This window comes from Collinsella sp. An271 (assembly GCF_002159695.1).
Classification (GTDB): Bacteria; Actinomycetota; Coriobacteriia; order Coriobacteriales; family Coriobacteriaceae; genus Collinsella; species Collinsella ihumii.
The window spans coordinates 359,961-385,110 of sequence record NZ_NFJE01000001.1; the positions used below are offsets into that span (position 1 = coordinate 359,961).

A 25,150-nucleotide genomic window follows, 5' to 3' on the forward strand; every position below is an offset into this window, starting at 1 on the left:
CTGTTCGGCGTGGGGCCATCCCACAAAGACCCTTTTCGCAGGTGGGCGTAAAACCTTCTGCTCGCTACGAGTATACCCCATGGCGGCTTACCGCCCTGTCCTACCGGTTCTCGATGCTCCCGATGTTCTTGAGCTCGATGGAGATCAATCCGTTCGGCTCGTTCACGAACTGCACGTACTCGGTGTTGCGCAGCATCTCCGCGGGAAACGTGATCTCGATGCCCGTGTCGGTGCGGATCTTGTGGTTGCGCACCGCCGCGCGCTCCACGTTGGCGCGCTCGACCGGCACGCGCTCGGGCAGCTGCTCCTCGCGCATCTCGGCCTCGAAGCGCTCCTTCATAGCGGGTTCGTCCTCGAAGATCTCGTCGGCCAGATCCCACGGGGCGAGCTCCTCGTCCTCCTCGACCTTCTCGGCGACGACCTCTTTAGCACGCGCCAGGGCCATGGCCGTGTTGGCGCCGTGCTCCTCGGCGACCTCCTCCACGATGCGCGTGACCGTGTCGATGATCTCCTTGCCTGACACCCCCGTCACGCACTGCAGCAGCCCGTCGGGGATGAGCATGGTGTCCTCACCGGCGATTTTGCGCTTCTTGTCCTGATAGAACACCTCCATCGTGCTGGCGCGCACGATGCAGTAGCTCGTCACCTTCTGCGACGGGTTGGGCAGGATCGCGTAATGACGCGCGATATCGTTACGCACCTGGCCGCCCTCGCGATCGACCTCGTGCATGAACGCCATACGGCTGCTCATGAGCAGGATCGCGAACCAGCGCACCTCGTCATCGTCTTCGAAGTCCGCCACGAGCACGTCGGTCGACTCCGCCTTGTCTGCCTTGGCGAGCTCTCCTGCGACGAACTCGGCGATCTGCTCGGAGAAATCGATGAACTCGCGGTCGCCGAACAAGAACGCCTTGAGCTCGCCGGCAAACCCGCTGTTCTCGGCGAACGAGGCGCGCTTGTTGTCCGCGCTCGTTCGGGCGCGGCGCAGGTGAGAGGTCACGAACGAGCGCACGGCGCGCGTGTCGAGGTCGAGCTCGCGCTGGCTCATGACGTTGACCGACGAATCGAAATCGAGGATATGCAGAATCGCATGGTTGATCTTCATGCCAACTCCTATCAGGGTTTGTGAGCCTCACGAGTATAGCGTGTCTTGCGGACAGCGCGAGTAGGCGATGAACCAAAACGGTCCCGTCGCGAAGCGGCTTATTGCTCGTCGGATGCGCGCAGGGAGTCCACCAAACCGGATGCCACGTCAGACATACGATCGATCGTCGCCACGCGGGCAAGCGCCTTGAACACGTCGGTTACGAAGGCGCGCTGCTCGGGTGCCAGGGAAGACACCGCCTCTTTCATGGCGGGCAGGCTCGTGCGCCAGTTCTCGCGGATATCGGCGAAGCGCGTGGCCCCGGTCACGCTCAGCACCTGGAACAGCGTCGCGATGAACTCCCCGCGCTCCTCGGGGGTGAACCGGCGCATCCACGCGGCAAGCGTCGAGCCGAAGTAGCGCGAGCTCGCCGACAGGCCATCTGCCTGCTTGAATTCGCAGCTCTCGACCTCCCACAGAAACGGGTTGTGCTGCAGCACGGAGATCCCGCCGCTCTCGACGACGGTGAACTCATGGCGCTCGTCCATGATGAGGCCGATGATCGAGGATTTGGGCACGTTCTTCTCGACGCGATCACGGATGCGCGCATACCCTTCGCCCTCGAGAAACGAATCGTCGAAGCCGGGGCCGTCGTGGGAAAAGACGCGCACGATCCGCCGCTGGATATCTTCGGGAGCCGAGGCCGCGGCATAGGTCGCAAGGTTACCGCCCTTGGAATGGCCGCCGAGATAGATGGGGCCGGTCAACTGCGGTGCCACGCGCTCAAGATACCGCTGCGCCTCACACTGCGAGGGCACCGGGAGCTGCGAGGCCATGTTGAAGTCCTCGCGCCACCCGACCAGCGTGGAGTCCGTACCCCGAAACGCGAGGTAGGCGCTGCCGTCGGGCAGCATGAACGTCATGGCGGCGAACTGCTCGGAGGTCGCGCGCTCGGTCTTGTAGGCGAAATGGCACAGACGTGTATCGCGAAAGCGCGGGCTCGCGCACACGGCGAACAGCAGCTCGCGACTGGACTCGGGGTCCCAGCTCGTACCGAACATCGACGAGAAATCCTCAGCGCGCAACAGCTCGTGGAGTCCGATGCCCTCGGGCATGCGCGCGCAACGCAGTTGAGAGCTCAAGCGAAAGTACGACAGCCACGAGAACACGAGGCTGTCGAGGGCGTTCAGCGGCCGCCTGGAAAACGGGTCGCGAGCAGACTGCGCGTAGGTCAAGAAGTTGTCCGCGCGCTTTGACGAGGGGGTGGGCTGAGCGCTTGTGTCGTCCTCGGCATGGCGCGTCGAAAGCGACGGCCTGCTCAGGGGGATCTTCTCAGCAAGCGTGCCGAGCACGCCGGAACCTGCCTTCTCATCCGTAGGCATCGTCGCGCCATCGGGCAGGCCTGCGCCCGTCGGCTTCACAAGCGAGACGACGCGTCGCGCGTCTTTTCCGGCATGCATCATGCTCGACCCCTCACGTTAGCATCGCATAGGCAACAACAATGGTTCTGTCCAAGCGTACCAAAAGCACCGCCAGGAAGACTCTAGCCTTAAGAAGCGCAGATTACTGCCAGCTACGACCTGCCCCGCAGAGGCGTTTGGGGCAAAACGAGGCTGCCTGCGGTCCACAGCGGAGGTTCCAGCGCTGACTTTCGCTGAAAAATCGACGTTTTGAGCGGGTGGTTTTCGAACCCGTCTGAGAGGGCATCTTCAGAGGTAACGTTTCCGCAGGTAACGACCGCACGACGAGTTCGCATTTCCGGGCGCTTGAAATCCACCCACTCAAAACGTTGATTTTTCAGCAACTCTGAGCTCCGGAACCTCCGCTGGACGTCCTCCCGAGGCAGGGACGCGGTCTCAGACCCATATGCACTTCCATAAGGTGCCGATCGGGGGCGTCGCGCAGCAGCGGCGGCCAGCCGCTCGCGCACCCGCTATGCAACCGCCCGGGTGCGCGATGCAGCGGCCAACCGGTTCCTAGCCAAGCAGCATCCACACAGAAGCGTCTTGGCCCAGCGCACCCGTAAGCGGCTCGGACGATACGAGCACCTCGCCGTCGGGCAAGGCGAGCTCATGCGCACCAAAGTTGGTGATGCTCACGAGCGTCTTGCCACCGGCCGCGGGGCGGGCATAAGCGATCACCTCGCGCGCCTGTTCGGCAGAAATCCCCAACTCGCCTGCTCCCCACCAGGTCAGTGAGGTATCGCCCGTAGACGTGAGCAGCTCATGGCGCAGTGCGAGGATTCGGCGGTATAGGTTGAGCATCGAGCCGGGCTCGGCATCCAGGCGATCCACCGCGTGCTCAACGAACCACAACGGCTGCGGCAGGTGCGGGGCAGCCGTCTTGTCCGCGCGCGCCACACCCGTAGCCGGCGCGGAAAACCCGAAACTCGCCGTATCCCCGTCACCGAAGGAGCCGTCCCACGCAGCCGGCGCCGGCATGTCGGAAGCGACCCAAGGCAGCGGCACGCGACAGCCATCGCGCCCCTTCAGCGCATCCCCGTGGCAGGTCCGGCGCGCCTGCGGATCCTCCAGACGATCCCACGGGATGTTCGCGACCTCGAACAGGCCCAGCTCCTCGCCCTGGTAGATGTAGGCTGAGCCCGGCAGCGCCATCTCCATGAGCAGCGCGGCGCGAGCGCGCTTGGTGCCTAGCGCGCGATCCTCGGTATAGGTCGCCCCGTCGCGCAGCAGCCAGTCGTTGACGAACTGATGGTGCACCTTTGCCTTCACCTGCGGCAAGCCGTAGCGCGTCGCATGGCGCGGCACGTCGTGATTGGAAAGCACCCACGTACTCGTGGAGCCCGAATCCTCCGCGCAAGCCAGGCCCTCCTCAATAGCGCGACGGAAGTCGGCGGCGTACCAGTCCGCCTTGGCGAACTCGAAGTTGAACACCTGACCGAGCTCATCGGGCGAGGCGTAGAGGCGCTGGTGATCGGGTGTCACCCACGCCTCGGCGACGGCGAAGCGCGGCGGCTCGTATTCGTTGAAGATGCGGCGCCACGAGCGGTAGATCTCATGGACCTCGGGGCGGTCCCATAAGGGATTGTCCGCGTTGCCGCTCCCCTGCTTAGGCGCCTGGTCGAGCTCGTCGAGCGGACGGCTCGTCAGGTCCTTCGCTAGGGCGTGCGCCACATCCACGCGGAACCCGTCGACGCCGCGGTCGCACCAAAAGCGCAGCGTGCGCTCGAACTCCTCGCGCACGTCGGGATGCTGCCAGTTAAGATCGGGCTGCTCGGCGGCAAACAGATGCAGGTACCATTCGCCGTCCTCGACGCGCTCCCACGCTGAGCCGCCGAAACACGACATCCAGCCGTTCGGGGGAAGCTCACCGTGCTCCCCGCGGCCAGGCCGGAAGATGTAGCGTTCGCGCTCGGACGAGCCGGGGCCCGCGGCGAGCGCCGCCTGGAAGAAACGGTGCTTGTTTGAGGTGTGGTTGGGCACGATGTCCACGATCACGCGGATGTAGTGGGCATGCGCGGCGGCGATAAGCTCATCGAAATCGTCGAGCGTGCCCAGGCGCGGGTCGACCGCGCGGTAATCGATGACGTCGTACCCGCCGTCGGCGAGCTCGGAAGGATAGAACGGTGAGAGCCAGATGGCATCGATGCCGAGTTCGGCGAGGTAATCGATCCCGGCGGTCACCCCGCGGATATCGCCCAAGCCGTCGCCGTCGGCGTCGCGGAAACTGCGCGGATACACCTGGTACACGACAGCCTGCTTCCACCATTCGATTGCGTTGATCGCCATGGCTACCTCCCGCTCACATCGGTCGTCAGGGCCATTCTATCGTGCCATGCTTGTACGAACAAGTATGGCACGATAGCAAAATGCGACCGGTTTTTTTTCGCGGGATATGACAGGGTGCGAGGGCGGTCGCCGGTCGGCGGGTTGGCAACTTGTTGGCGATCGGCGGGAAGCCTGCCGGCCAGGTGCCGGTACGCCGCCGGTCGGCTGTTGGTCGGCGTCAGGTCGACGTTCGGTCGGTTGGCTGACGATTGGCCAGCTGTCGGTCGACTGTCTGTCGGCGTCAGTCCTGTCGGCTGCACAGTCGGCGGTCGGCGCCCATCGCCACACAAGCCGATGGGCGCCGACGCAGCCTGCGCATCCGGCTAACGCAGCTGCGCGCGGTCGATGACCTCGGACAGCGCCGCAGCGGAGCGGTGCAGCTCACCAAGCTCCTCATCGTCAAGGGAGATGGGCACGCGGCACTCGATGCCGCCGCGGCCGATGATCGTGGGCATGGAGATGGCGATGTCGGAAAGGCCGTACTCCCCCACCATGAGGCTCGAGACGGGCAGGATGCACTTCTCGTCACCCATAATCGCCCGGCACAGGCGCTGGACCGACATCGCGATGCCGTAATACGTCGCGTGCTTGCGCGCGATGATCTCGTAGGCGGCATGGCGGACCTCGTCGACGATACGCGCCTCGGTCGCCTCGTGGTCGAAGTGGCCGCGCATCTCGCAGAAGTCCTCGAGCGGTACGCCGGCAACGTCGGCGCTCGACCACACGGCAAGCTCGGAGTCGCCGTGCTCACCGATGATGTACGCCTCGACATCGCGCGGATCAACGCCCAGATGATCGCCGAGTGCCTCCTGCAGGCGGGCGGTGTCGAGCACAGTGCCCGAACCGATCACGCGGCTCTCGGGCAGGCCGGACATCTTGATGGCGGCATAGGTGAGCACGTCGACCGGGTTGGAGACGATAAGCAGGATGCCCTCGAATCCAACCTCCCGAATGCGCGGGATGATGCTGCGGTAGATGGCGACGTTCTTGTTCACCAGATCCAGACGCGTCTCGCCGGGTTTCTGCGCAGCGCCCGCCGTCACCACGATGATCGCCGCATCGGCGGCATCCTCGTAGTCGCCGGCGTAGATGCGCATGGGATGCGCGAACGGCGCCCCGTGGCTGATGTCGAGCGCCTCGCCCTCGGCGCGGGCGCGGTCCACGTCGATAAGGACCATCTCGGAAAACAGCCCGCTTTGCATGAGGGCGAACGCCGATGACGAGCCGACGAACCCGCATCCGACGACGGCGACTTTTCTATCGTTGACCATGGTAGTCCCCCTGATTCAATCGGGATTGGTATCGGTACCATGGTGTCAAATATATCCGCAACGTGCGAGCCTAAACGCGCCGCCGCTATTTCCTATCATTCTTATAACATTTACACATGAGAAGGGTTGGTTGGGGACGTGTTCCCTCCAACCCATTGTGGGTCGGTTGGGGACGTGTTCCCTCCAACCCATTGGGACGCGCTCCTTCCAACCCATTGCGCGGTAGCGTCGGGGTTGAATGGGGCGTGTTTCTTCCAGCCCATGGTGCGACAGCGTCGAGATATCTGAAGGAACGCCGAGCAAGCGCAACGGGCTGGAGGGAACGCATCCCCAAATGAGTTGCGATGGGTTGGAAGGAGCGCGTCCCCAACCAACCCATCCCCAACCAACCCGTCTAGATGTTAGATGCCGGCGGCCTCGATCGCGGCGATGGCCGCCTGAAGGCCCTCGGGCGGCAGCACGAGCGCCATGCGCACGTAGCCCTCGCCGTGCGGGCCGAAGCTCGCGCCGGGCGTCACCACCACGCCTGCGCGGTCCATAAGCTCCTCGCAAAACGCCATGGAATCCGTGCGCCCGCCGGGCAGCTTTGCCCACACGAACATCGTGCCGTGCGCGTTGGGCCGCTCCCAGCCGATGCGCTCCAGGCCGTCGCACAGCGCATCGCGACGCTCCTGGTACTTGAGACGCTGCGCCTCGACCTGGTCGAGCGGACCGGTCAGCGCGGCGATGGCGGCCTTCTGGATGGGGTAGAACATGCCGAAGTCGATCTGGCTGCGCAGCTTGGCGAACGCCGAGACCACGTCGGAGCGGCCGACCAGAAAACCGATGCGTGCTCCGGTCACGTTGAAGGACTTCGAGAGCGAGAAGAACTCGACGCCCACCTCGAGCGCACCGGGATACTGCAGGAAGCTGCCGCCGCGCGGGCCATCGTACACGATATCGGAATATGCGTTGTCGTGCACGATCAGAAGGTCGTGCTCGCGCGCGAACGCGATGATCTCCTCGTACACCTCGGGCGTGCCCACACTGCCCACCGGGTTGGCGGGAAGCGACACGATCATGTACTTGGCGCGGTCAGCGACCGCAGGATCGATATCGGCCACATGCGGCAGGAAGTCATGCTCGGCGCTCAGCGGGTAGTAGGCAAGCTCGCCGTCGGCGATCTTCACGCCCGCCTCGAACACCGGATAGCAGGGGTCGGGCACCAGCGCCGTGTCCCCGGGATCGAGCAGGGCGAGCCCCAGATGGCCGACGCCCTCCTGCGTGCCGTTGCACGAGGCGACCATGTCGGGCGTGATGCCCTCGACGCCGAAGCGGCTCGCGTAGTAGTCGCAGACCGCCTGCTTGAGCTCGGGCAGGTCGCGCAGGCTGTACTTCCACATGGTGGGGTCGGCAGCGGCGTCGCGCAGCGCTTCGGCCACATGGTCGTACGGCGCGAAATCGGGCGTGCCCACCGACAGGTTGTAGATCGTGCGGCCCTCCGCCTCGAGCTTGAGCCTGCGCTGGTTGAGCGCCGCGAACACCTCGTCGCCAAAACGGTCGAGCCTGCTGGAAAACTTCATAGGTGGATATCCTCCCTCGCCCCGGACGGGACGTCTGGTCGCAGAACACTGCACCCTAGTGTAGCGCGAAGGAGGATGCCGGGGTGGAGTCGATTTCACAAGACCGGCCCCTGGCCGCCCCTATGCACAGGAGCGGCCAGGGGCCGGTCCGAACCTGCCTACGGTTGCAGGCGGTCGATCTCCTCGAGCCACAGGCGCGAGCTGGCATCGCTCGGCATGCGCCAATCGCCGCGCGGCGACAGGGTGACCGAGCCGACCTTCGGCCCATCGGGCAGGCAGCTGCGCTTGAACTGCTGCGCGAAGAAGCGCCGGTAGAACACGCGCAGCCAGCTCCACACGGTGCGCTCGTCGTAGGTCCCCGCAAAGGACCGGCAGGCCATCCGGTAGATCTTGCCCGGCGTGAACCCAAAGCGCAGCAGGTGGTACAGGAAGAAATCGTGCAGCTCGTAGGGGCCGACGAGGTCCTCGGTCCTCTGCGCGATCTCGCCGTCTCCCGTGGGCGGCAAAAGCTCGGGAGACACCGGGGTGTCCAGGATGTCGAGCAGGGTGTCGGCGATCTCGCCGCCGAAGACGTCGGCCGCGTAGCGCACCAGGTGGCGCACGAGCGTCTTGGGCACACTCGCGTTCACGGCGTACATGCTCATGTGGTCGCCGTTGTAGGTGGCCCAGCCCAGCGCGAGCTCGGAAAGGTCGCCGGTGCCGATGACGAAGCCGCCGAGCTCGTTGGAAAGATCCATGAGGATCTGCGTGCGCTCGCGCGCCTGGCTGTTCTCATAGGTGACGTCGGTGACGGCCGGATCGTGGCCGATGTCGGCGAAATGCTGCTTGACGGCGTCGTGGATCGAGATCTCGCGGAAGTCCGCGCCGAGGCCGCGGGCGAGCGTCTCGGCGTTGCTCTTGGTGCGCACGGTCGTACCGAACCCGGGCATGGAGGCGGCGGTGATGCCGGAGCGCGGAAGCCCGAGCGCGTCGAAGGCGCGCACGGTCACGAGCAGGGCCAGGGTGGAGTCCAGGCCGCCCGAGAGCCCGATGACGGCGCGCTTGGTGCCCGTGTGCGCCAAGCGCGTCTTGAGGCCAGCGGCCTGGAGGTTGAAAATCGTCTCGCAGCGCTCGGCAAGATCGCCATGGTCCGCCGGCACGAACGGGGTCTGCGGGAAGACGCGGTCGATGTCGAGCGCCGAGCGCATGAGGCAGGGGGCCGTCGGCTGCCCGCACTCCTCGCCGGTCGACCGGCTCCCCGTGTAGGAGAACCGCACCTCGTTGCACGGGCGCATGCTGAACGGGGACTTGGCCCAGGTGGTCGAGCGGCGGCGCTCCGCCATCAGGCGGTCCAGATCGACATCGGCCACGGCCATGTCGCACGTGAACATATCGGTACGCGCGAGCAGGCTGCCGTTTTCCGCAATCAGGTTCTCGCCCACGAAGACCAGATCGGTCGTCGACTCCCCCTCGCCTGCATCGGCATACGCATAGGCGCAGTACAGGCGCGCCGATTGGCCGCGCACCAGCTCGCGGCGGTATTCGGCCTTGCCGATGGTCTCATCGGAGGCGGACGGGTTCAAGATGATCGTCGCCCCTCCGTCCACCGTCATGTCTATCGAGGGGGGCGCGGGCACCCACAGGTCCTCGCACACCTCGACGCCGATTGTCACGGAATCCAACCCCGCATCGCAGCACCGGTACACGAGCCTGTGACCCATGAGGACCTGGCTTTGACCGGCAAAAGCGACGCACCCCGTGTTGAGCGGCGCCGGCGTGAACCAGCGCCGCTCGTAGAACTCGCCGTAGTTGGGGATGTTCTGCTTGACGGTCAGGCCCAGCAGCCTGCCGGCGCAGCACACCGCGGCGCAATTGTAGATGGCCTCGCCGTTCGCGACGGGCAGACCGACCGTGAAGAGAACGGGCAGGTCGCGCGTCTGGTCGAGCAGCCGCGCCAGCGCGCTCTCGCAGGCGCGCAGCAGCGTGCGGTCCAAAAACAGGTCGGCGCACGTGTACCCGCTCAAGCACAGCTCGGGCAGCACGAGGGCGCCCGCGCCCCGGTCCGCCGCCGCCTTCACGCATTCGAGAATCGCCTGCGCGTTGCCCTCGACATCCCCCACGCGGATATGCGGGGTTGCCGACGCAATACGGAAAAACCCATCGCCCAATCCCGTGCCCGCGGCAGACCCGAGGCCGGCTAGATACAGCTCGTCCATCTCTTCTCCTTCAACGGAAGCCCTGTCGCCACCTATTGTAGCGGCATACGGCAGACGGCATACCATGGCTCTTTCGCGACTGGGATGTTCGCGCTGTTTGCGAAAGGTATAATGGCTGGGCATGTAATCCCGACAGGAAGGCAGCGCGACCGTGAGCGAGACCAACACCAACAAGGCAGCCGGGACTCCCGGCATTCCGAAGCTCGCGATCGTGGTGGTCACGTTCAAGCGGCAGGAGCTGCTTGCCAAGCTGTTCGACTCGTTCTGCACGCTCACGGTCGCGCCCTGGCGCATCGTCATCGTGGACAACGAGCATTCCGACAAGACCGAGCGCATGGTGGCCGAGCTCGGCGAGCGCACCGACGAGCTGTGGGGCGCACCCGCCGACGGGCCCGATGCCGAGGGCGGCACCGCTCGCGTGGTCTATGCGCCGCAAGACGACAACCTGGGCGGTGCCGGCGGCTTCTCCGCCGGCGTCAAGCGCGCGTGGGAGCTCGGCGCCGAATGGTTCTGGGTCATGGACGATGACGTCATGGTCCTTCCCGAGGCGATCGAGCGCCTGGAGCCCTGGACCCGCGACCATCGCGTGATCCAGGGGTCGCGTCTTGACTACGACGGCGGCGACTTCTACTGGCAGTACCACTTCATCGAGTCGCTGGGCATCCCCAACCCCATCGCGCCCGCGGCGTTCGGCCCCGAAGGCTATCGCCCCATGAACACGATGTGCTTCGAGGGCGGCCTGTTCGCACGCTCCGTGGTCGACGAGATCGGCCTGCCCGACCCCCGCTTCTTCATCTACTGGGACGACACCGTCTACGGCTATCTGGCCTCCAAGGTCACCGAGCCCATCGTCATCGCAGACCTCATCTTGCAGCGCACCCGCAATATCGCCAACTGGGACATCGCGGGGCTTCGCCAGCTCAACGGCACCTCCGACATGAACCGCTACCACATCATGCGCAACCGCGGCTACATGATGCAGTATTTCCGCGCCCACGGCGATTACCGCCGCATCACGTTCGGGCTCGGCACGGCGGCCACCTTCGCCAAGGAGGTCATCCGCCTCGTCATGGTCAACCGCGACAGCCTGAAGACGGGCATTCCGGCGCTGTTCCGCGGCATGCGCGATGCGCGAAAGATCTACCGGGACCGCACGTGGAAGCCCATGCCCCCGCTCAAAGACCGCTGACGCACCGGGCCCGCCCCGTCCATAGAGCATGTGGGCACGTCGGAGGAGCCTCCAAGCTACACCACCCTCGATACGAGCGCGAAGCTCATGGCGGCGCTCGCGTCCTCCAAGGGCTGGACGCACCTGACGCTCGGGCAGAACGTCGACGTCCACTCGTCCTTCGTCGAGACGCCGTGCCCCTTCGGCCTCGATGTCGCCTGGCTCGTCGAGCGGGCCAACCACTATCTGTCGCTCATACGGTAGCTGCCCGCCGGTTCGTTCGTCTTTTGGCCCTAGGGAAACGCTGGCCGATTGATCCCCGCTCGCAGATGTGCGGTATCTCCACGGTGGTGATACCGCACCGTCGCCTGCCGTCCGGTGCTCCTCCACCACCCTTGTTCTCCACAATTCCTCCCCTTGTGTTGCCTCTTTTTGTTGTCTTGCCGCGTCCACTTCCAATCATGGTTGAGGGGTACACAATCTAACGGAACGATTCCGGCGGGACGTGCGGCCGCGCTCGAGCGCGCAGCGCCGCCCTCGCCGTTTGCCATATCCGAAAGGGGCCAGTCCATGGCTGCATACAGCGACAACTACACCTCGCGCAGGAGGACGCGCGTCTATCAACCCCCTCAGAGCACCCAGGTGCTCAAGCATGAAACCATCGGTCAGACTCAGGCGATCCCGCCCAAGAAGAAGCTGTTCGACGGCGTGTCTGTGGCCCAGATCATCGCCGGCGCCGCCGCTGCGGCGACCTCGGTGGCGCTCGCATCCTATATCGGCATCGCGGGATCCATCATCGGCGCCGCGGTCAGCTCGGTTGTGACCGTCGTGTCCTCCCAGATCTACCGCCGTTTCCTCGACGTCAGCGCGCGCAAGCTCAAAGATGCCGGCGCGATCGCGCAGGCAAGCATGCGCACGTCCCAAAGCGATGACCAGGCCTCGCCGAGCCAGGGAGTCAGAGGGGCGCGCATCGCGCCCGTCAACCTGCGCGAGCGCGCGGCGGCGGAGCGCTCCGCGACCCAGAAGAAGGTGATCGCGTTCTCGATCCTCGCCGCCGTGGTCGCCGTTGCCGTCTGCGCCGCAGCCATCTGGTTCGGCACCTCGGGCGAGGGAATCGGCGAGAAGGCCGCCCCGCTCATCCCGACGACGACGCAACCCGTCGATACCGGCACGCAGCAGACCGTCGATGACGGCGGCGCGCAGCTTCCCGCGACTACCGAGGACGATGCGGACGCCGTCCAGCCCGACACCGCCACCTCCCCTGCCGATGACACCACCCAGACGGAGCCCGAGACCCCGCAGGACCAGCAGACCACGGACGCCACGACGCCTCCGGCCGACACCGCAGGCAACACGTCATCCGACACCACGGGCTCCGGCACATCGAGCAGCTCCTCGAGCACGGGCACCGATACGAGTACGGGAAATCCGACCACGACCCCCTCATCCGGAACGGACGCCCCTTCTACAGCCGCCTCTTCGGCCAACTGATTCCCCGCATCGAGCATCAGCAGCCAGACGGTCGTCTCCCGTAGGCGCGAGGGCCGCCTACGGGATTTATCTGCGCGCGCATCCGCCCCGCCGCCCGGTCGGAAAAAGGCTATCCGCTCGATGGTAATATGGCTATGGACGAACATGGGAAGAGGGGCACATGAGCAAGCAACCGGTCAAGCCGACGCTGTCCGTCGGCAATCATATCTATCTCTATCAGCTTCTATCGACGGCCATCGGATGCGGGAAGCAGACCCTGGCGCCCAAGATCGAAGAGGTCCTTGCCGCCGAGCGCATGACCGCCGAGGACCTCGGGTTCTCCGACACGCGAGAGCTGCTGGAAGAGCTCGACGACTTCATCACGCTGACCGTGTTCAAAGGTGGCCGCATCTACGCCACCATCAACGCGCAGCCCGCATGGGACGAGGCGCTGGCGGCCCCCGAAAAGACCGCTGCGCAGAAATCGGGCAAGTCCTGGAAGCGCAAGAAGACCGACAAGGGCCTGAGACCCGTAAAGCCGCGCCGCGTCAAGCGCGAAGAGCCCAAGCCGCAAGAAGAGCCGGTCGAAGAGCCGACGCAAGATGCCTCGGAGACCGCCGAGGAAGCCAAGGAGATCGAGCCGCAGGCCGCAGCGCAGCAGGAGCAGCTCGCTGAGGAGCCGGTCGAGCAGCAGTCCGAGGAAGCCACCTTGGCAGATTCCGATACGCAAGAAGACCATGATGGGGACGCCGACGAGCAGCTCCCCGATGACGCCGCGGAACCCGTCGATGGCGTGAACGCGCCGGAAGAGCCCGAGAAACCGGAGGCGGAGTCTCCGCAGCCCGCCATCACGCTCACGGTCGTCTACGATCCCGAGAACGCCAATGCCGGCATGCAGACGCTCGAATCGACGCCCGGCATCAGCCCGTCCGAGGTCGCCTTAGAGGTGCAGGAGGGCGCAGAGCCCGAGGTCGAGCAAGAAGCCGCGCGAACAGAAGCGCCGGACATGCCGCCTGCGGCATCCGATGAGCCCCGGGCGCCGGAACCGACAACGGAGCCGGCTTCCCAGGAACCTGCCAACTCACCTGCGGAAACCCTTGAACCTGAACCGCAGCCGGTCACTTCGCCGGAACCGGTGCCGCCCGCCGCACCCGTCATTCCCGACGACTACCCTCGAGATTTCACGATCGACGTCTACTGCCCCGGCGACCTGCTGCGGGAGATCTCCTATCTGCTCCCCTACGGCGCCGACGTCATGGGCATCCTCAACGAGTACTACTACATCGCCCAGCTCCGCAACACGATCGAGGCAGCGCGCAACCGCGCGACGTTCCCCTTCGGGTATGCGCGGGACGGCGAGCGCCGTTATGCCGCGGTGCGCATCAAGCGCAGCACGACGGCCAGCGGCACCTCCTGGGTCATCGACAAGCTCGAGGTCGACGAACCGAAAGGAAGCGCTGAATAATAGCCTTCGCGCCTGTCGGCCCTCTCCCGAGGTCCACATCTACGAAAAGCCGCCTCGGGACCCGAAGGCCCCGAGGCGGCTTTCTCCCTAGCGCTGCTTGGAAACCCTGCAGCCGCGACTAGTCGCGCGTCAGCTTGCGGCGGATGCGATGCGGCTGCGCGGCGTCCTCGCCCAGACGCGCCACGCGGTTCTCCTGGTAGGACTGGAAGTTGCCCTCGAACCAGTACCAGTTGCCCGGATTCTCGTCGGTGCCCTCCCACGCCAGGATGTGCGTGGCCACGCGGTCCAGGAACATGCGGTCGTGGCTGATGACGACCGAGCATCCCGGGAACTCGAGCAATGCCGCCTCGAGCGACGACAGGGTCTCGACGTCCAGGTCGTTGGTCGGCTCGTCGAGCAGCAGCAGGTTGCCGCCCTGCTTGAGCGTGAGCGCCAGGTTCAGGCGGTTGCGCTCGCCGCCAGACAGCACGCCGGCGCGTTTCTGCTGGTCAGAACCCTTGAAGCCGAAGCTCGCCACATAGGCGCGGCTCGGCACCTCGGTCTCGCCCACGAGCATCTTGTCGGTGCCGCCCGAGACGACTTCCCACAACGATTTGTCGGGGTCGATGCCCTCGCGCATCTGGTCGACATAGGAGATCTTCACGGTCTCGCCCAGCTCGATGGAGCCCGACGTCGGCTGCTCGGTACCCACGATCATCTTGAACAGAGTCGACTTGCCCACGCCGTTGGGGCCGATGACGCCCACGATGCCGTTGCGCGGCAGGCTGAAGGTCAGGTCATCGATGAGCACGCGACCGTCGAACTCCTTGTGGAGATGCTCGACCTCGAGGACCTTCGCGCCCAGGCGCGGACCGACCGGGATGCGGATATCGGTGTAGTCGAGCTTCTGGCTGGCGCGGGCCTCGGCCTCCATCTCCTCGTAGCGCTCGAGACGGGCCTTGTTCTTGGCCTGGCGGGCCTTGGGGCTGCTGCGCACCCACTCGAGCTCGGCGGCCATGCGCTTGGCGAGCTTGGCGTCGCGCTGGCCCTGCGCGGCGATACGCGCGGCCTTGGTCTCGAGATAGGTGGAGTAGTTGCCCTTGTAGGGGTACAGGTGCCCGCGGTCGACCTCGCAGATCCACTCGGCGACGTTGTCGAGGAAGTAACGGTCGTGGGTGACGGCGAGCACGGCGCCCGGATAGTTGTGCAGGAAGTGCTCGAGCCACAGGACGGACTCAGCGTCCAGATGGTTCGTGGGCTCGTCGAGCAGCAGCAGGTCGGGAGCCTCGAGCAGCAGCTTGCACAAGGCCACGCGACGACGCTCGCCGCCCGACAGGACGGAGACGGGCATATCGGCGTCCGGGCACTGCAGCGCGTCCATGGCCTGGCCGAGCTTGCTGTCGATGTCCCAGCCGTCGGCCGCATCGATCTCGTCCTGCAGCCTGCCCATCTCCGCCATGAGGGCGTCCATGTCGCAGTCCGGGTCGCACATCTCCTCGCCGATCTTGTTGAAGCGGTCGACCTTGGCGAGCAGGTCGCCGAACGCCATGCGGATGTTCTCGATGACGGTCTTGTCGTCGTCGAGCGGCGGCTCCTGCTCGAGCAGGCCCACCGTGTAGCCGGGCGTCAGACGGGCCTCGCCGTTGGAGACCTCCTCCTTGCCCGCCATGATCTTGAGCAGCGTCGACTTGCCCATGCCGTTGGGGCCCACGACGCCGATCTTGGCACCGGGGTAAAACGACAGGGTGACATCGTCCAAAATCACCTTGTCGCCATGCGCCTTGCGCGCCTGATACATCTGATATACGAACTCTGCCATGCATACTCCCTGTATGGTCATCTGACACGTATGGGTCTATCGTCGCAGATACGCGGGGTTGCCTCCATACCAAAACGGGCGCCCGACAACACTTCCACAGGCAAGGCGGCGGCAGGAGAGGCGACAACGAGGCGGAGCATGTGCCACCTAACCTATAATGTGCTTCAACGTTCCGAGGGAAAGGCGCCGTATGCAGGAAACAGCAACCGACCGGCTTCGCATCATCATGGGAGACGAGGGGCTCGAGCGCCTGCAAAGCGCAACGGTCATGGTGTTCGGCTGCGGCGGCGTCGGGTCGAGCTGCATCGAGGCGCTCGCCCGCGCGTTTATCGGTCGGATCGTCATCGTCGACAAGGACGTGGTGGCGCCGAGCAACATCAACCGGCAGGCCATCGCCTTCACGAGCACCGTCGGCAAGCGCAAGGTCGACGTGATGGCCGGCATGATCCGCGACATCAACCCCGCGTGCACCGTCATCGCCCATGACGCCTTCGTGCTGCCTGAAAACCTCGAGGGCCTGTTTGATGAGTGCCTGGCCGCCTGCAGCGGACGCATCGATTACATCGTGGACGCCATCGACACGGTTTCGTCCAAGCTCGCGCTGGCCCAGCTCGCCGACGAGCGCGGCCTGCCGCTCATCAGCAGCATGGGAGCGGCCAACAAGCTGCACCCGGAGTGCCTGCGGATATGCGATATCCGCGAAACGGAGCGCGACCCCCTCGCCCGCGTCATGCGCAAGGAGTGCCGCCGACGCGGGATTCGCCGCCTGCAGGTGCTCTACTCCTGCGAGGACCCGATCGACCTTTTCGCGCGCGGACAGGGGCAACCGGGCGAGCGCGTGCTGGGAACGGCATCGTTCATGCCGCCGATCATGGGGCAGATGATTGCCGGCGAGGTCATACGGCAGATCTCCGGTGTGGGATACGGTAGGGCATGCGCAGGCGGCGCCCGGCGCGACCGCTAGTCTCGATGGGCCGAACTTCCAAGGAGGAGCCATGCACTACGTCGATATGCACTGCCACCTCGGGCTCATGCGCGACGGCCTCGCCTGCGCGCGAGAGGCCGAGATGCGCGGCATCGGGATCCTCGACGCCAGCGTGACCCCTGCGGGCTACAGCGCCTCGCGGGAGGCATACGCCGCCTGCCCCAACGTCCGCGTCGCCGCGGGCCTCCATCCGTGGTGGCTATCGGATGGAACCTGCGGGGACGCGGATGTCGATGCCCTTGCCGAGCTCGTCTCCGATACGCCGCGCGTCGGCGAAGTCGGCCTTGATTTCAGCACGAAGCATCTTCCGAGCAAAGACGCCCAGGTGCGCGCGTTCACGCGCGTCGCCCGCGCCTGCGCAGAGCACCCGCTTGACGGGCGTCTTCTGACCATTCATGCCGTGCGTTCGGCCGACACGGTGCTCGACATCCTCGAAGAGACCGGGCTTGTGCTCGAATCCGTCTGCATCTTCCACTGGTTTTCCGGGACGAGCGGCGAGCTCGCCCGCGCGCGGCGCGCCGGCTGCTGGTTCTCGATCAACGCGCATATGCTCGCCACCCGCAAAGGCCGCGAGTACGCGCGCATCGTTCCCGAGGACAGGCTGCTGCTCGAAACCGATGCGCCGCCGTCGAACGCCGATTTCGGCTGCGCGGAGCTGGAACGCGAGCTCGCGGACACGACTGAGCGCCTCGCCGCCATCAGGCACGCCGATGCACGCGAACTCGCCTACCGCATCGCCGAGCGCAGCGCCGCGCTTCTCGACCTCTAAGCCGGATGCCTTCCCTGCAGTGGCCTCATTCGCCGCGGGGACGGCTTCAGACCCCGCTCATTCATGAACGAACGAGGGCCTTTTCGGCGTTTGAGCAGGATTCGTTTATTTGGCGCCCCTCCTAATTCATGAATGAACAGACCTGCGGCACTCCGCTTCAAACCGATTCCGGAAGGTCCGCGCCTGCTGCCGAGCAACGTGTTCGCTCCCCCGAATTGCCGTGCATAACTGCGCATCGCGCGGGTAAGGAGCCAGTAGAAGGCAGAACCACGATACGGAAGGGAGCCATCATGATCGATTTCAACGCCATCGTCACACTTGCTGGGATGCTCGCTTCGCTTGCGATCGTGTTCGTCGTGCTCGAAGCCTCTTCCATCGCCGTCCCGGCAGCCCTCAAACGTGCCGCCTCGTGGGTCAATCCCCGCAACGAGCGCCTGGTGTGGGCACAGTACCATCCCGCGAGAGAGGTGAGCGGCATCGCCTCGTTCGCGGGTCGCAAGCTGCACGCGGCGCTCACCCGCCCGAGCATGAACACCATGCCGATTCGCCAGGCGGCATAGCGCCGCTCAGCCGCACATCGTCGACAGCAAGACGGGGACCCGCGGGTCCCCGTCTTTTTGAGCAAGCGCGTGCAAATTCGGGGACGTGCAATTTCGGGGACGTACCTACCGCATGCACGTTTGCACGCCGAAGGTACGTCCCCGAATTTGCAAACGTGCATGCGGGAGGTACGTCCCCGAATTTGTACGCGTCTTCACGTTGCCGTGGGTTGAATCGATCAGCGCTCCCCTATGCGCAGAAGGTCGGGGATCTGATCGATGATGAGGTTCGCCTGATCCTGAGAGAAGCCAAAGCGCTCCTCGCGCTTGGCGATGACCGTGAGCCCCGCGGCGCATCCGGCGGCGATGCCGTACACCGAGTCCTCCACGCAGCAGCACGCGCTGGCGGGAAGCCCCAACAGCTCCAGCGTGTGCAGGTAGATCTCGGGGTTGGGCTTGCTTTGATGGAACTGCTCGCCCGACACGATGGGCTCGAACCGGCCCGTCAGACCGCACGCGCTGAGAACCTTGTCGATATTCGCCAGCGGAGAGGAGGACGCCAGCGCAACGCGGACCCCCATCCCGTGGAGCGCCTCGACCGTCTCGGCGACGCCGGGGTTCAACAGCTGCGCGTACGGCCGCGGGCGATGCGACGCCCACTCGTTGTAGATCGCCTCCGCCTCGTCACCGGACAGCTCGCCGCGGCCCCCGCGGCGCATCCACATCTGCAGATTGCGCTGAAAATCCTGGTGCGACATGCCGACCTGATGCTTGCATTCATCAACGGTGATGCCCAGTCCGAGCTCTTCGCTCATGACGAGCAGCTCGTCGAAGTAGAACTTCTCGGTATCGACGATCACGCCGTCCATATCGAAGATGACGGCCTTGAAGGGAAATGCCACGGCGAATAATCCTTTCGGTCACAGAAAAGGGACTGCCCCGAAGAGACGGGGCAGTCCCGATACGTCACGCAGACGCAAGCGGGCTACTTGCGATGGGCGCGGTAGAACTCGATGAGCGCCTTGGTGCTCGCGTCCTGGACGGCGAGGGCCTCGTCGTCATGGAACGCGGGCGTGATCTGCTTGGCGAGCTGCTTGCCCAACTCAACGCCCCACTGGTCGAAGGAATCGATGCCCCAGACCGTGCCCTCGACGAACGTGATGTGCTCGTAGAGCGCGATGAGGGCGCCGAGCGCATGCGGGGTGAGCTCGATGCCGAAGATCGAGGTGGACGGACGGTTGCCGGTGAAGATGCGCGCGGTGACGATCTCCTCGGGCGTGCCCTCGGCGCGGACCTCGTCGGCGGTCTTGCCGAACGCGAGCGCCTTGGTCTGGGCCAGGAAGTTGCCCAGGAACAGCTCGTGCACGTCCTGGTCGCCGTCCTTGTTGGGGTTGGCGGTGTTGACGAACGCGATGAGGTCGGAGGGGATCAGGCGCGTGCCCTGATGGATGAGCTGGTAGAAGGCGTGCTGGCCGTTGGTGCCCGGCTCGCCCCAATAGATCTCGCCCGAAGCCGTGGTGAGCGCCGAGCCGTCCCAGCGCACGCCCTTGCCGTTGGACTCCATGGTGAGCTGCTGCAGATAGGCCGGGAAGCGGTGCATGTACTGGTTGTACGGCAGCACGGCGTGGCTCTCGGCGCCGAAGAAGTTGACGTACCAGACGTTGATGAGGCCCATCAGCGCCACGACGTTGTCCTCGAGCGGCGTGTTCTGGAAGTACATGTCGACATCATGGAAGCCCTTGAGGAAGCACTCGAAGCGCTCGGGCCCCAGCGCGATGATGAGCGACAGGCCCACGGCGGAGTCGACGGAGTAGCGCCCGCCAACCCAGTTCCAGAATCCGAAGGCGTTCTCGGGATCGATGCCGAAGTCGGCGACGAGGTCGAGCGCGGTCGAGACGGCGACGAAGTGCTTCTTCACGGCCTCGGCGCGGCTCTCCTCGGAACCGTCGATGGCGCCCGCGGCCTCGAGGGCGTCGAGCAGCCAGGTGCGGACCTCGCGGCCGTTGGTCAGGGTCTCGAGCGTCGTGAACGTCTTGGACACGACGATGACGAGCGTGGTCTCGGGGTCGAGGCCGCGAACCTTCTCGGCCATGTCGTTGGGGTCGATGTTGGAGATGTAGCGGCAGTCGATGCCGGCGTCGGCGTAGGGCTTGAGCGCCTCGTACACCATGACCGGGCCGAGGTCGGAGCCACCGATGCCGATGGACACGACGTGCTCGATCTTCTTGCCCGTGACGCCCTTCCACTCGCCGGAACGGACCTTCTCGGCGAACGCGTACATGCGGTCGAGCATGTCGCGGACGTCGGCCACGCAGTCCTGGTCGCCGTCGAACACGGTGCCCTTATCGGATGCCGGGCGGCGCAGCGCGGTGTGAAGCACGGCGCGGTCCTCGGAGGTGTTGATGTGCACGCCGGAATACATGGCGTCGCGGCGCTCCTCGATATGCAGCTCGCGCGCAAGCTGGACAAGCAGCTTCATCGTCTCGTCGGTCACGAGGTTCTTGGACAGGTCGATGTGGAACTCGCCCATGTCGTAGCTGAGCTTGCTCACGCGGTCGGGATCGGCGGCGAACCAGCCCTTGAGATCGATGCCGGCACCGGTGAGCTCGTCATAGTGTTTCTGCAGGTCAGCCCATGCAGGCGTGCTCGTGGCATCGATAGGAGCAGGTACGGTAGACATAGGAATCCTCCTTTATCCGAACAGGCGCAGGTTTTCCGCGTCGTGCAACGAAGCGACTCCATTCTACCGCAGCGCGCAGACAGATTCGCCATTGCTCCCGTCATGAAACGGTCAGGGTGCCAAAGAAACGGTGAGCATCCGGCGCGACACGGAAAACCCGTCGATGGGTTGAAACGAACCCGTCCCCAAATGACCCATGATTCAGCGCCCTCAGAGAGCACCCATTCGCTCCGAATACCGCCGCATTCATCCAAAGCATCCGGTGCGATTCGCCTCCCACATATATAGTGTGTCTTATCTCGATTCCTCAAAGATTGGAACGCATATGAAACTGCCTTCCTATGGACGCCGAACGCTCAGATATGCGCTCGGCCTCGCTTTGGCCTGCGGACTTGCGCCCGCGGTCGCATATGCCCTGCCGACGATACCGGTGAACCCGCTGTCCGCGCTCACGGAGCCGTCTTCGACGGACGCTCAGGACGAGCGGACGGCCGTGCCCGGCCAGGCGCTCGTCTTGTACCGAGCATCCGATGCCGCCTCGGTGAGCCTGCTCGACTCCGCGGCCGCCGACGAGTTCGCAAACGCCGGCGTCACGATCGCCCAGACATGGGACTTCTCCGCTGTCGACCGCGCCGCAAGCCGGGGCGACATCGAGCTGCAGAGCGCCGATGGGGCAACCGACGCGATCCCGTCGGGCGACGACCTGCGCGTCGCGCTCGTCGAGCGAGAAGGGGCCGACGCAGACGAGCTGGTCGCCGAGCTCGAAGCACTCGACTTCGTGGTGGCGGCGCAACCGAACTACGTCGCGACGATCGACGCGACCGCACCCGATGACACCCTGTACGACGGCTGGCAGTACGGCTTGACCAGCGAGAGCGCCGGCATCGACCTCGAGGCGGCGCTCGCCGCCCGCGACGAGGCGGCTGCAACCGACGACAACATCGTCGCCGTGATCGACACGGGCGTCGACGTCTCCCACCCCGACCTCGCCGACCACATGTGGGAGAACCCCGGCATCGAGGGCCTTCCCGGCGAGGCGGGCTCGAACGGCTACGACTTCACCGGCAACGACGACGACCCGACGCCGGGCACCACGGACATCGACTCCCACGGCACCCACTGCGCGGGCGTCATCGCCGGCATCCAGAACAACGCGGAGGGAATCGCGGGAGCGAGCTCCGACACCAAGATCATGGCGTTGAAGGTGGCCCCCGAGAACTGCAGGGGCGTGCTGTACCTCAAAGACATCGTCTCCGCCTACCAGTACCTCATCGGCGCGGCCCTCTCCGGGCAGAACGTCGTCGCGGCGAGCAACTCCTGGGAGATCGCCTCCTACGCACCCGTACTCGACTACCTGGTAAACCAGGCGGGAAAGCTCGGCATCCTGTCCGTCTTCGCTGCGGGAAACGCCGCATCGGACACCGCCACCGTCGGCACCGGGGCGACCACGAGCCTCGAGAGCCCTTACGCGATCGTCATCGCGTCGAGCAACAAGTCGAACGTCCTGTCGACCTTCTCGAACTTCAACGAGACGGTCGTCGACCTCGCACTGCCCGGCTCCAACATCATGTCGACGGTGAGCACCGACGCCGCGCACGCCCACTTCTCCCCGAGCGTGTCTCTGGCCGCAGGCAAGGACCTGGAGTACGCGAACGACTTCTCCGACTACACCCCGGATTCTGACGCCTACCGGCTCTTCGTCTACAACGCCGACGGGACGCTCGCCTCGCCTGAGGCCACCGACGCGTTCGCCATCGAGCCGGTCGCAGATGCGGGACACGGCACCCCCGGCCTCAAGGTGACCTTCGACCCCTCCCGGGCTGACGGAAGCTCTGGGTACACCGCGACGCTCCAGTGGTATCTCGATAACCCGTTTATCGGCACGACGCACGCGGTGCAGGACTATGCGATCGGCGTGAGCGCGAGCATCGATGCCGGCAGCCCCTCCAACACGAGGCTGTACCTCGTACCATCCCTGTACGCCGTCAAGGACGGCGCGACCGTCCCGCTTCACGGCGTGTCGACCATCACCGAGGTGAACATCGACCTGACCTACGTCTACGGCACCTCCTTGGCCGCCCTCGACACCGAGGCAGACCGACTGATCGGTGCCGCCCAGTTCAGCATCAATCCCGCCGACGGCGTCTGGTCGAGCGAAAAGACCACCTTCTACATCGAGCCCTACGGCATCGGTCTGGTGGACGGCGAGGGCGTGGACGACGAGACGAGCGACTACGCCCCCTACGGCGAGATGAGCGGGACGTCCATGGCGACCCCTCTCGCCGCGGGCACCGTAGGCCAGCTCGCTGCCCTCGACCCCGAGGCGAGCGCGCTCGAGCTGCGCGGAAAGCTGGTCGGCTCGACCGTCCCGGTGAGCACGACAACTTATGGGGGCGTCGAGAAGCACACGGCGACCGACGGCCGCTTCGACTGGAACGTGGCGCTCGACGACGATGCGGTGAACGCGAACACGTGGTCCGTCGACGCCGACCCGGCGACCGGCACGGTTACCGTCCACGGCTATGCCCTCGGCGACGCGAGCGTCACCCTCGACGGCGAGGACGTCTCCTGCACGGCGCAGACCGACAGCGAGCTGACCTTCACGGCGCCTGCCGACGCCTTCGACGGAGGCGTCCATCGCATCGACGTGACCGACGGCTCGACCGGGCGCACGCACCGCGCCTCCTACAGCTTCCCCGCGCGCGAAGCATCCTATGACATGATGCGGACGGACAGCCTCCCCGGCGGCACGACGGACTCGGCCACCGGCAGACTGGTGGGCGCCGAGGGCGCGCTGTATTTCGCCGACACGAAAGGCGCCTACCTGTATCGCCTGGATCATCCCGGAAACGGCTCCTGGACCGCATGCGCGGTACCCGGAACTCCGTGGCAGTCAACTATGCACGACTCCCATGCCCCGATAGCCTACACGGCGATCGGAAGCGATATCGTCGCCGTCACGACCGACCTAGACGAAAGCGGCATCGTCGTGCTTGCGGCGACCTACAGCGCGGAGCGCGACGAATGGAGCCCCTATCGGCAGATCGATGCCATCGCGACCCCGGAAGGGGCCGACCAGGCGCTCTACATCTCCTCGCTCGTGGACGCGACGACGATCGGCGGCACCACCTACGCGCTTGTGAGGACCTACTACCAGTTCGCAACGGGCGATTATTTCTTCCGATACGCAATCGCTACCTTGGAGGGCCCCGACGGGGAGCTCTCCGCGACCGAGATTCAGACGGAGCAGTTCCCGGGCATCATGCTCGCGCCGCTTGCGCCCATCGCGCATGATGGAAAGATCTACGTGATCGGCGCGATCGGCGGCGGGCGGACCGACCCCTCGGCAACGTACGCACCGCATGCATACACTATCGACCTGACAAGCGGGGCGTTGGATGACCTCGGTGCCATCGAGGATGCGCCGGTCTTTACCTACTCAGACTACGGAGATCTCGAGAGTTGCGTGACCGTCCCCTTCGAAGACGGCGCGCTCGTCTTCGCGCGCTCCCAGCAAGGCGTCGGCGACACCATGTACATCGACCTCGACACGCTCAGGTGCGAGGGCTCGGCATGGGTCGGCAGCGACTCCGCGACGGGCGTCACCATCACGTCCGCCACGGTCTTCGACGGGACGGTCCACCTGACCGCGCTCGACAACGGAACCGACGCGGCGTCGGCTACGGGCGCGCTGTATACGCTGCCCCGCGCGGCTACAGAGCAGCTCGCGAGCATCGCGTGTCCAACGGAGCGCTACACCGACCTTGATGAGCTCGCGTGGTATCACGAGCCGGTCGACTGGGCGGTTTCCGAGAAGATCATGCTCGGCGTCGACGCGGATGCCGGCGTGTTCGACCCGACGGGCACCCTCACACGCGCCCAGATGGCGCAGGTCCTGTACAACATCGCCGGAAAGCCGGCCGTCGACGACCCGATCCCCTACAGCGACTGCGACCAGGATGCCTGGTACCGCGACGCAGTCGCCTGGTGCACCCAGCAAGGCATCTTTATGGGGTATGACGACACCGACAAGTTCGGCCCGGACGACCCGCTGACGCGCGAGCAGATGGCGACCATCCTGTGGCGCATCGCCGCGCCCGAGACTGCCACCGAAGGCGACCTCGACCGCTTCACCGACGGTACTGCGGTATCCGATTGGGCGACAGAGGCCGTAACGTGGGCGGTTGCCGAGGGATACCTGCGCGGTATCGGCAACACGACCGAGCTCCAGCCGCGAGGAGACCTTGAGCGCGCCCAGGCGGCAACCGTGTTCATGCGCGCCGACCGCGACGGATTCCCCTACCCGCAACCCGCAGCATAGCGGCGCGCACGCACGATCGACCGAGGGCCCGAGACGTCGGAACAGCCGATGTCTC

General features: G+C 65.4%; 17 protein-coding genes. 8 read left to right on the forward strand and 9 right to left on the reverse strand.

The window, feature by feature from the left end:
- Positions 1–100 precede the first annotated feature (100 nt).
- The 6 genes from B5F74_RS01530 to B5F74_RS01555 all read right to left on the reverse strand — a co-directional run bounded on the left by B5F74_RS01530 (position 101) and on the right by B5F74_RS01555 (position 9,900).
- Positions 101–1,105 carry a nucleoid-associated protein gene (locus B5F74_RS01530; RefSeq protein WP_066833495.1) on the reverse strand — a complete coding sequence of 335 codons (1,005 nt, stop codon included), beginning with the start codon at positions 1,103–1,105 and terminating at the stop codon, positions 101–103.
- Positions 1,106–1,203: 98 nt separating this feature from the next.
- The gene (locus B5F74_RS01535; RefSeq protein WP_239283312.1) at positions 1,204–2,547 is read right to left on the reverse strand and encodes an Mbeg1-like protein; all 1,344 of its coding nucleotides are present in this window, start codon (positions 2,545–2,547) and stop codon (positions 1,204–1,206) included.
- A 513-nt stretch (positions 2,548–3,060) separates the two neighbouring features.
- Entirely contained in the window at positions 3,061–4,833 is a 1,773-nt protein-coding gene (locus tag B5F74_RS01540) for a glycoside hydrolase family 13 protein (RefSeq protein ID WP_087199418.1), read from the reverse strand.
- Between the two features lie 362 nt (positions 4,834–5,195).
- Positions 5,196–6,143, reverse strand: coding sequence for an L-lactate dehydrogenase (locus tag B5F74_RS01545; RefSeq protein ID WP_087199420.1), 948 nt, complete (start codon positions 6,141–6,143; stop codon positions 5,196–5,198).
- A 401-nt stretch (positions 6,144–6,544) separates the two neighbouring features.
- Complete coding sequence (locus B5F74_RS01550; RefSeq protein WP_087199422.1) at positions 6,545–7,705, reverse strand: aminotransferase class I/II-fold pyridoxal phosphate-dependent enzyme; 1,161 nt, start codon at positions 7,703–7,705, stop codon at positions 6,545–6,547.
- 158 nt (positions 7,706–7,863) lie between these two features.
- On the reverse strand, positions 7,864–9,900 hold the full coding sequence (locus tag B5F74_RS01555) for an NAD(+) synthase (protein ID WP_087199424.1): 2,037 nt from the start codon (positions 9,898–9,900) through the stop codon (positions 7,864–7,866).
- A gap of 151 nt (positions 9,901–10,051) precedes the next feature.
- Between B5F74_RS01555 and B5F74_RS01560 the strand changes: the two genes are divergently transcribed.
- The 4 genes from B5F74_RS01560 (at position 10,052) to B5F74_RS01575 (ending at position 14,003) form a co-directional block, all read left to right on the forward strand.
- Positions 10,052–11,089: a glycosyltransferase gene (locus tag B5F74_RS01560; RefSeq protein WP_087199426.1), complete on the forward strand. Its 1,038-nt coding sequence runs from the start codon at positions 10,052–10,054 to the stop codon at positions 11,087–11,089.
- 30 nt (positions 11,090–11,119) lie between these two features.
- Entirely contained in the window at positions 11,120–11,332 is a 213-nt protein-coding gene (locus B5F74_RS01565; RefSeq protein WP_087199428.1) for a hypothetical protein, read from the forward strand.
- A 306-nt stretch (positions 11,333–11,638) separates the two neighbouring features.
- Positions 11,639–12,559 carry a hypothetical protein gene (locus tag B5F74_RS01570; protein ID WP_087199430.1) on the forward strand — a complete coding sequence of 307 codons (921 nt, stop codon included), beginning with the start codon at positions 11,639–11,641 and terminating at the stop codon, positions 12,557–12,559.
- Positions 12,560–12,719: 160 nt separating this feature from the next.
- Positions 12,720–14,003, forward strand: coding sequence for a hypothetical protein (locus tag B5F74_RS01575; RefSeq protein WP_087199432.1), 1,284 nt, complete (start codon positions 12,720–12,722; stop codon positions 14,001–14,003).
- A gap of 118 nt (positions 14,004–14,121) precedes the next feature.
- Here the strand turns inward: B5F74_RS01575 and ettA are convergent, their stop codons facing one another.
- A complete protein-coding gene (ettA, locus tag B5F74_RS01580; protein ID WP_066833525.1) occupies positions 14,122–15,801 on the reverse strand; it encodes an energy-dependent translational throttle protein EttA in 1,680 nt (559 codons plus the stop codon).
- A 190-nt stretch (positions 15,802–15,991) separates the two neighbouring features.
- Between ettA and B5F74_RS01585 the strand changes: the two genes are divergently transcribed.
- The 3 genes from B5F74_RS01585 to B5F74_RS01595 all read left to right on the forward strand — a co-directional run bounded on the left by B5F74_RS01585 (position 15,992) and on the right by B5F74_RS01595 (position 18,115).
- Positions 15,992–16,765 carry a tRNA threonylcarbamoyladenosine dehydratase gene (locus tag B5F74_RS01585; protein ID WP_087199434.1) on the forward strand — a complete coding sequence of 258 codons (774 nt, stop codon included), beginning with the start codon at positions 15,992–15,994 and terminating at the stop codon, positions 16,763–16,765.
- 31 nt (positions 16,766–16,796) lie between these two features.
- Complete coding sequence (locus B5F74_RS01590) at positions 16,797–17,555, forward strand: TatD family hydrolase (RefSeq protein ID WP_087199436.1); 759 nt, start codon at positions 16,797–16,799, stop codon at positions 17,553–17,555.
- 290 nt (positions 17,556–17,845) lie between these two features.
- On the forward strand, positions 17,846–18,115 hold the full coding sequence (locus B5F74_RS01595; RefSeq protein ID WP_087199438.1) for a hypothetical protein: 270 nt from the start codon (positions 17,846–17,848) through the stop codon (positions 18,113–18,115).
- A gap of 218 nt (positions 18,116–18,333) precedes the next feature.
- Here B5F74_RS01595 and B5F74_RS01600 read toward each other — a convergent pair whose 3' ends face one another.
- A complete protein-coding gene (locus tag B5F74_RS01600) occupies positions 18,334–18,996 on the reverse strand; it encodes an HAD family phosphatase (RefSeq protein WP_079989245.1) in 663 nt (220 codons plus the stop codon).
- 83 nt (positions 18,997–19,079) lie between these two features.
- A complete protein-coding gene (gene pgi / locus B5F74_RS01605; protein ID WP_087199440.1) occupies positions 19,080–20,774 on the reverse strand; it encodes a glucose-6-phosphate isomerase in 1,695 nt (564 codons plus the stop codon).
- A 325-nt stretch (positions 20,775–21,099) separates the two neighbouring features.
- Here pgi and B5F74_RS01610 point away from each other — a divergent pair, with 325 nt between their 5' ends.
- Positions 21,100–25,095: a S8 family serine peptidase gene (locus tag B5F74_RS01610; protein WP_143753721.1), complete on the forward strand. Its 3,996-nt coding sequence runs from the start codon at positions 21,100–21,102 to the stop codon at positions 25,093–25,095.
- The last annotated feature ends 55 nt before the right edge of the window (positions 25,096–25,150 follow it).

Bases quoted from the DNA above. Each gene is read 5' to 3' on its own strand.
- ettA (WP_066833525.1), bottom strand. From the start codon at position 15,801: ATGGCAGAGTTCGTATATCAGATGTATCAGGCGCGCAAGGCGCATGGC.
- pgi (WP_087199440.1), bottom strand. From the start codon at position 20,774: ATGTCTACCGTACCTGCTCCTATCGATGCCACGAGCACGCCTGCATGG.
- B5F74_RS01545 (WP_087199420.1), bottom strand. From the start codon at position 6,143: ATGGTCAACGATAGAAAAGTCGCCGTCGTCGGATGCGGGTTCGTCGGC.
- B5F74_RS01595 (WP_087199438.1), top strand. From the start codon at position 17,846: ATGATCGATTTCAACGCCATCGTCACACTTGCTGGGATGCTCGCTTCG.
- B5F74_RS01590 (WP_087199436.1), top strand. From the start codon at position 16,797: ATGCACTACGTCGATATGCACTGCCACCTCGGGCTCATGCGCGACGGC.
- B5F74_RS01610 (WP_143753721.1), top strand. From the start codon at position 21,100: ATGAAACTGCCTTCCTATGGACGCCGAACGCTCAGATATGCGCTCGGC.
- B5F74_RS01535 (WP_239283312.1), bottom strand. From the start codon at position 2,547: ATGATGCATGCCGGAAAAGACGCGCGACGCGTCGTCTCGCTTGTGAAG.
- B5F74_RS01530 (WP_066833495.1), bottom strand. From the start codon at position 1,105: ATGAAGATCAACCATGCGATTCTGCATATCCTCGATTTCGATTCGTCG.
- B5F74_RS01550 (WP_087199422.1), bottom strand. From the start codon at position 7,705: ATGAAGTTTTCCAGCAGGCTCGACCGTTTTGGCGACGAGGTGTTCGCG.
- B5F74_RS01570 (WP_087199430.1), top strand. From the start codon at position 11,639: ATGGCTGCATACAGCGACAACTACACCTCGCGCAGGAGGACGCGCGTC.
- B5F74_RS01585 (WP_087199434.1), top strand. From the start codon at position 15,992: ATGCAGGAAACAGCAACCGACCGGCTTCGCATCATCATGGGAGACGAG.
- B5F74_RS01555 (WP_087199424.1), bottom strand. From the start codon at position 9,900: ATGGACGAGCTGTATCTAGCCGGCCTCGGGTCTGCCGCGGGCACGGGA.
- B5F74_RS01540 (WP_087199418.1), bottom strand. From the start codon at position 4,833: ATGGCGATCAACGCAATCGAATGGTGGAAGCAGGCTGTCGTGTACCAG.
- B5F74_RS01575 (WP_087199432.1), top strand. From the start codon at position 12,720: ATGAGCAAGCAACCGGTCAAGCCGACGCTGTCCGTCGGCAATCATATC.